A 7,863-nucleotide genomic window follows, 5' to 3' on the forward strand; every position below is an offset into this window, starting at 1 on the left:
ACCGGCCGATTCCCCCCGGTCCGCCCGGTCGGGGCGCATGGGAGGATCGGGCCGTTGGAACGAGACACGAAGGAGTGCCCGTGCCGGGTGAGAATCTTTCCCGCGACGAAGCCCGCGAGCGGGCCGAGCTGCTGTCCGTCGACGGGTACGAGGTTGCCCTCGACGTCACATCGGCGACCGGGGGCGACGCCGCCGGAGAGGGCGGTACGGGTGGCGGGGGTCCGCTGACGTTCCGCTCCACGACGACGATCCGCTTCCGCTGCGCCCGGCCGGGCGCAGACAGCTTCGCCGATCTGGTCGCCCCCGCTGTCACGGCGGTCAGCCTGAACGGCGAGAAGCTGGACCCGGCCGAGGTCTTCGACGGCGCCCGGATCAGGCTGGACGGTCTGGCGGCGGAGAACGTCCTGGTGGTGGACGCGCAGTGTGCGTACAGCCGGACGGGTGAGGGGCTGCACCGGTTCGTCGACCCTGAGGACGGCGAGGTCTACCTCTACACCCAGTACGAGCCCGCCGACGCCCGGCGGGTGTTCGCCAACTTCGAGCAGCCCGACCTCAAGGCGCCGTTCCGCTTCGAGGTGACCGCGCCCGACGGCTGGACCGTGTGGAGCAACGGCGCCGGTGAGAAGGACGCCAGGGACGGGGTCTGGCGGTTCGCGGAGACCCGGCCGATCTCCACGTACATCACGGCCGTCGTCGCCGGTCCGTACCACTACGAGACCGACCTCTACACCCGCACCCTCGACGACGGCACGGTGCTGGAGATCCCGCTGGGCGCGATGTGCCGCAAGGGGCTGGCCCGGCATTTCGACGCCGACGACGTCTTCCTCGTCACCAAGCAGGGCCTCGACTTCTTCCACGACCGGTTCGACTTCCCGTACCCCTTCGGCAAGTACGACCAGGCGTTCGTGCCCGAGTACAACATCGGCGCGATGGAGAACCCGGGGTGCGTCACCTTCCGGGAGGAGTTCATCTTCCGGGGCAAGGTCACCCGGGCTTCGTACGAGCGCCGCGCCAATGTGATCCTCCACGAGATGGCGCATATGTGGTTCGGCGACCTGGTCACCATGGTGTGGTGGGACGACCTGTGGCTGAAGGAGTCCTTCGCCGACTTCATGGGCTCGTACGCGATGGTCGGCGCGACCCGCTTCACCGACGGCTGGATCACCTTCGCCAACAACCGCAAGGCGTGGGCGTACCGGGCCGACCAGATGCCGTCCACGCATCCGGTGACCGCGGACATCCGCGACCTGGAGGACGCCAAGCTCAACTTCGACGGGATCACCTACGCCAAGGGCGCCAGCGTGCTGAAGCAGCTCGTGGCCTATGTCGGCGAGGAGGCGTTCCTGGAGGGCTCGCGGCGCTACTTCAAGCGGCACGCGTACGGGAACACCCGGCTGGCGGATCTGCTGTCGGTGCTGGAGGAGGTGTCCGGACGGGATATGGCCGCCTGGTCCGCCGCCTGGCTCCAGACGGCGGGCGTGAACTCCCTGACGCCGGTCGTCACCTATGACGCGGCCGACCGGATCACCGAGCTGGCGATCGCCCAGGACGCGGGTGTCGTCCGGGGCGAGGCGGGCGTGCTGAGGCCGCACCGCGTCGCCGTCGGGCTCTACCGGCACGAGGACGGCGCGCTGGTGCGGTACGCGTCCGCCGAGGCGGACGTCGACGGCGCGCGGACCGTGGTGCCGGAGCTGGCGGGCGCCGAGCGCCCGGCGCTCGTCCTGGTCAACGACGAGGACCTGACCTACTGCAAGATCCGCTTCGACGAGGGGTCGCTGGCAGCGCTCCGGGAGCGGCTCGGCGACATCGCCGACCCGCTGGCGCGGGCGCTGTGCTGGTCGGCGCTGTGGAACCTGACGCGGGACGGGCTGATGCCCGCCCGGGACTTCGTCGACCTGGTGCTGCGGTTCGCGGGCCGCGAGTCCGATATCGGGGTGCTCCAGATGCTGCACGCCTGGGCCAGGACCGCCCTGACGCACTACGCGGCGCCGGAGTGGCGCGAGGAGGGCGGGCGGCTGCTGGCGCAGGGCGCGCTGCGGGAGCTGCGGCTCGCGGAGCCCGCCGGTCAGCACCAGCTGACCTGGGCGCGGTTCTTCGCCACGGTCGCCGACTCGGCGGCCGACCTCCAGCTCCTCACCGGCCTCCTCGAAGGCACGGCGAAGATCGACGGGCTCGACGTCGACCAGGAACTGCGGTGGGCGTTCCTCGAACCGCTGGCCGCGCACGGCGTCGCGGACGAGGAGCGGCTGGCGGCCGAGCTGTCCCGCGACGACACCGCGTCCGGGACCCGGCACCACGTCCGCTGTCTCGCCGCCCGTCCTTCGGCGGCGGTCAAGGACGAGGCGTGGGCCCGGGTCGTGGAGTCCGACGAGCTGTCGAACGCGCTGGTGGAGGCGACGATCTCGGGCTTCGTCCAGTCGGGCCAGCGGGAGCTGCTGGCGCCGTTCGCGCCGAAGTACTTCGCGGTGATCGAGCGGCTCTGGGCCGAGCGGTCCATCCAGATCGGGATGGACGTCGTATCGGGCCTCTTCCCGTCGTTGCAGGGCGAGAGCGCGCGGGTGGCGGCGGAGGAGTGGCTCGCGGAGCACCCCGACGCGGCACCGGCCCTGCGCCGCCTGGTCGTGGAGTCCCACGACGACCTGGTCCGCGCCCTCGACGCCCGGAAGAGGGACGCGTCCTCGGCGTAGTCCTCCCGCCGGGGAGCCGCCGTTCGGCGCCGCGCGCCCTTCGAGGGTGCGGGTCCGGGAGGCTCTTGAGCCCTGCCGGGGCCGCGCCCCCGAAGGCCCGCTCCCCGGGGCCGCGCCCGCGGAACGGCAGGGGCGTGCCGGGTTGGCGACGGGGCTGTAACAGCGGATAGCGCGCGGCGTGCCGCGGGCATCCCCTTCGCATGACACCCCACACCGCGCTCGCCGCCCTTCCCGTTCCCCCCGACGTCCGTGATCGCGTCCTGTCCGCGGCCCAGTTGCGGCGGTACGGCGTCACCGGGGCGCGGCTCGCCGCCCATTGCCGGGCCGGCGGGCCGTGGCAGGCGCTGCTGCCGGGGGTGTATCTGCTGCGTCGGGGCGTCCCGACCGGCGAGGAACTGCTCCGCGGGGTGCTGTTGTACGCGGGGCGGCCGCCGGGCCGGGAGCGGGACGCGGTGGCGCGGCCGTACGGGGACGCCGTACTGACCGGTGCCGCCGCCCTCGCCCTGCACGGGTTCGCCTCGGTGGGTCCGCCGGGCGGACTCGGCGTCGTCGACGTGCTCGTACCCGGGACGCGGCGGCTGCGGTCGACCGGCCGGGCCCGGATCGTCCGGACCTCCGCCCTGCCGGAGCCCGTGGCGGTGGACGGGCTGCCGGTCGCCCCGGTGGCCCGGGCCGTGGCGGACGCCGTCGAGGGCGTCACGGACCCCGGAGCCGTACGGCTGCTGGTGGCGGAGGCCGTCGGCGGCGGACACTGCGATCCGGCGGCGCTGGTCGCGGAGTTGGAGCGGGCCGGGCTGCTGCGCCGGCCTCGGGTACTGGACGCCGTGGAGGCGCTGCTCGCGGAGGGCAGGTCCCGGGCGGAGGACCGGCTGTACGGGCTGGTGTACGCGTCCGGGCTGCCCGACCCGCTGTGGAACGTCGATCTGCGGCTGCCCGGCGGTCCCGGTCTGGGGCGGGTCGACGCCTACTGGCCCGACCACTGTGTGGCCGTCGTCCTCGACGCGTCCCCCGCGTCCCCCACAGACACAGCCGTCGGGGCGGGCGACACGGGCTGGGCGGCCCGGGTCCGGCAGCGGGAGCATCTGGAGCGGCTCGGGATCACCGTCGTACCGCTGACGCCGCGGAAGGTGCGGGACTGGCCGGAGCAGCAGGCCGTGGTGGTCCGTACGGCGCTGTCGGCGGCGGTGGACCGGGAGCCGCCCGCGTATGTGGTGGTGCTCCCCCGCTGATCCCCCCGGCGACCGGAACGACGGGACGGCAGGGGCGGCAGGGACGGCGGGGCCGGCGGGGACGCCGGACACCACGGCCCGGATACCGGACCGGTCGGACGGACCCGTCCGGACCGGACCCATCGGGCGCTCCGGGGCGGATCGGACCGTTACCGGACCCTCCGTCAGCTCAAGTGGCGGTTTTCGGCCATGGATCCCAGAAGTCCCGTCCGTATCCGGTGGGGACGCCGGGTGTATACGGCGCGTGTCACCTGGAACAACTCTCCTTTTCCGCCCCCTTTTTCCTCTTGACGCGGCCCCGCCGACAGCGGTTTTCTGCCATGGTCACATCACTTTTCCCGAGCGCTCTCCCCAAAACCCCGTCCCGTACGAAAGGCTGAGCGGTCGTCCGGCACCGAAATCCGGACCGATGACCAGCATTGCCATCAGCCAGGGAACCCGTTCCTTCACCAACAGGGATGCCGATGACCCCCGAACCCCAGAGCTCCATATCCGGACGCTCCGCCACCGGGCGCAGACGCGCGGCCCGGATCGCCGCCGCGGCCTCGCTCGTGACCGCCCTGGTCGCCGCGGGCACCGTGCCCGTGTTCGCCGCCCCCGCCGACGACCCCGGCGCCACGGGCAGCACCGGCGCCAAGGCCGTCCAGCCGGCCGAGAAGAAGCTCGGCGCGGCCGACGTCGAACTCCTCGCCGAGGCCGAGGCCAAGGGCGAGAAGCAGATCACCGTGATGATCGCCACCGCCCCCGGCGCCACCGAGCCGGTCGTGGCCCAGCTCGGCGCCGTCGACGGGGCGTACGTCGGCAAGACGTACGACCAGCTCGGCTATGTCCGGGCCACCCTCCCCACCCGGCACGCGGAGAGCGCCCTGCGCACCGCCGCCAAACTCCCCAGCGTGCACGGCATCGACCTCCGGCACGAGGTGAAGCTGGACGACCCGACCCCGGGCGCCGACACCGTCAAGGCGGCGTCGGGCGCGACCGGCAAGCAGGTCCGCAGCTACCCGGCGCCCGACGCGAACACCCCCGCCAAGAACCCGTACAACCCGTCCTTCGAGACGGGCGCCGTCGACTTCGTGAAGAAGAACCCGAAGTACGACGGCCGCGGGATCACCATCGGCATCCTGGACTCCGGCGTCGACATCGCCCACCCGGCGCTGCAGAAGACCACCACCGGCGAGCGCAAGATCGTCGACTGGGTCACCGCGACCGACCCCGTACTCGACGGCGACGGCACCTGGCGCGCGATGCGGACCGAGGTCGGCGGCCCGTCGTTCACCGTCAACGGCCGCGCCTACACGGCGCCCGCCGGGACGTACAAGTTCAACCTCTTCGCCGAGGCGATCACCCGCAACGGCGACATGGCCGGCGACCTCAACCGGGACGGCGACACCACCGACGTCTGGGCGCTGCTGTACGACGCCGCCGCGGGCACCGTCCGGGTCGACCTGAACAACAACGCCGACTTCACCGACGACACGCCGATGAAGCCGTACAAGGACGGCTTCCAGATCGGCTACTTCGGCCAGGACGACCCGGCCACGCCGGTCGCCGAACGGATCCCGTTCGTGATCGAGCTGCGCAAGGACGTCGTCTACAACCCCGCCACCGGGGCCAAGGCCGACTTCGCGGGCATCGGCATCATCGAGGGCTCCCACGGCTCCCACGTCGCCGGTATCACCGCCGCCAACGGCCTCTTCGGCGGGAAGATGAACGGCGCGGCGCCCGGCGCCAAGCTGGTCTCCTCCCGGGCCTGCTCCTGGAGCGGCGGCTGCACCAACATCGCCCTCACCGAGGGCCTGGCCGACCTGGTGATCAACCGGGGCGTGGACATCGTCAACATCTCCATCGGCGGTCTCCCGGCGCTCAACGACGGCAACAACGCCCGGGTCGAGCTGTACAACCGGCTCATCGACACCTACGGCGTCCAGCTGGTGATCTCCGCGGGCAACGACGGCCCCGGCACCAACACCCTGGGCGACCCGGGCGTCGCCGACAAGGCGATCTCCGTCGGCGCCTCCATCTCCAAGGAGAGCTGGGCCGCCAACTACGGGTCGCTGGTGACGAAGAAATACCAGATGATGCCGTTCTCGTCGCGCGGCCCGCGGGAGGACGGCGGCTTCACACCCACCATCACCGCGCCCGGCTCGGCGATCCAGACCACCCAGACCTGGTCGCCCGGCGGCCCGGTCCGCGAGGCGGGCTACCAGCTGCCGCCCGGCTACTCGATGATCCAGGGCACCTCGATGTCCTCGCCGCAGGTCGCGGGCGTGGGCGCGCTGCTGCTCTCCGCCGCCAAGCAGCGGGGCATCGAGCTGACCCCGGCGAAGCTGCGCACCGCCCTGACCAGCACCGCGGACAAGATCCCCGGCGTCAAGGCGCACGAGCAGGGCGCCGGTCTCGTCGACACCCTGGACGCCTGGGACTCGATCAAGGACGGTGTCGCCGCCCACGAGTACCACGTCAAGGCGCCCGTCGACACGGCGATCGACTTCGCCCTGAAGACCCCCGGCTTCGGTACCGGTCTCTACGACCGCGAGGGCGGTCTGAAGGCCGGCCAGTCCCGGACGTACGACATCACCGTCACCCGGACCACCGGCCCGGACCGCGCCGTCTGGCACGAGCTGGACTGGCGGAACAACGACGGCACCTTCCGGCTGCTGACCGGCAAGTGGGTCAAGCTGCCGCTGAACCAGCCGGTCACCGTGACCGTGCAGGCCAAGCCGAGGACGGACGGCGTGCACAGCGCCATCCTGGAGGCCGACGACCCGCGCACCGAGGGCGTCGACAAGCAGATCATGGCGACCGTCGTGGTCTCCACGCCGCTCGCGGCCCCTTCGCACTCCTTCAAGGCATCCGGCTCGGTGGAGCGCAACAGCCACCGCTCGTACTTCATCACCGTCCCCGAGGGCGCGAAGACCCTGGAGGTCGCGCTCGGCGGACTGGCGAAGGACAGCCAGACCCGGTTCATCTCCATCCACCCGTACGGGGTGCAGATGGAGGACAGCGCCACCATCTACTGCTACCCGAATTACCCGAACCCGGCCAACACCTGCCGCCCCGACCTGCGCTCCTACCAGGAGCCTGCGCCGGGTGTCTGGGAGATCGAGGTCGAGTCGCGGCGTACGTCGCCGCTGCTGGACAACCCGTACCAGCTGGACGTCACCCTGCTGGGCGCGGACTTCGCCCCGGCCGTGCAGACGCTGCCCGAGGCGAAGGTCGGCGTCCCGGCGCCGGTCCAGTGGACGGTCACCAACAAGATCGCCGCGATCGACGGGCGGCTGGAAGGCGGCTCCCTGGGCTCCGCCAAGGTGGACCGGCCGACGATCGCGCAGGGCGAGACCCGGCAGACCACGGTGACCGTCGGTGAGGGCGTCGAGCGGCTCGACATCGCCATCGGTAACACCTCCGACCCGAGCGCCGACCTCGACCTCTCCGTCTTCAACCAGGCGGGCCAGCGGGTCGCGGTCGCGGCGGACGCGGACTCCGAGGAGGCCGTGAGCCTGGTGAAGCCCGCGGCCGGCACCTACCGGATCGTCGTCGACGGCTACGCGGTCGCCGCCGGCGGTACCCAGTACGACTACCGCGACGTCTTCTTCTCCCCGTCGCTGGGGCAGATCAAGGTCGACGCGGACCGGCGGATCCCGCTGGGGACCGGTGAGTCGGCGCAGGTCGGCGCGGAGGTCGTGGTCGCGGGACCGGCGCCCGAAGGCCGGCAGTTCTTCGGGGACGTACGGCTCGTGAACGGTCGCGGCACCGCGGCAGGCACGGGCAGTGTCGTGATCGGTTCCGTCGTCCCGTAACGGACGCGGCGAACCCCCGGCGGCCGGTTCCGCACCGGCCGCCGGGGGTCTCGCACCGGGGCCGCCGTACGGGAGGGGGAGCTGTATCTTATACACATAAGACGCTGCCGAAGACTAAAGCAGTGAAGATCACGGTGGTCGCCGAAT

The 7,863-nt window shown here is 72.0% G+C and carries 3 protein-coding genes; all 3 read left to right on the forward strand.

Annotated elements, in window-relative coordinates; translation table 11 throughout:
* The first annotated feature begins 80 nt into the window (after nucleotides 1-80).
* The 3 genes from pepN (at nucleotide 81) to ACFXG1_RS15180 (ending at nucleotide 7,716) form a co-directional block, all read left to right on the forward strand.
* Nucleotides 81-2,687 (forward strand): aminopeptidase N, encoded by a 2,607-nt coding sequence (gene pepN, locus ACFXG1_RS15170; protein WP_384712272.1) that lies wholly within the window; start codon nucleotides 81-83, stop codon nucleotides 2,685-2,687.
* A gap of 200 nt (nucleotides 2,688-2,887) precedes the next feature.
* Nucleotides 2,888-3,916 carry a hypothetical protein gene (locus ACFXG1_RS15175; protein ID WP_384742747.1) on the forward strand — a complete coding sequence of 343 codons (1,029 nt, stop codon included), beginning with the start codon at nucleotides 2,888-2,890 and terminating at the stop codon, nucleotides 3,914-3,916.
* A 464-nt stretch (nucleotides 3,917-4,380) separates the two neighbouring features.
* Nucleotides 4,381-7,716, forward strand: coding sequence for a S8 family serine peptidase (locus ACFXG1_RS15180; protein ID WP_384742750.1), 3,336 nt, complete (start codon nucleotides 4,381-4,383; stop codon nucleotides 7,714-7,716).
* Nucleotides 7,717-7,863: the final 147 nt, after the last annotated feature.

The sequence above is a fragment of the Streptomyces sp. NPDC059248 genome, from assembly GCF_042753905.1.
Lineage (GTDB): Bacteria > Actinomycetota > Actinomycetes > Streptomycetales > Streptomycetaceae > Streptomyces.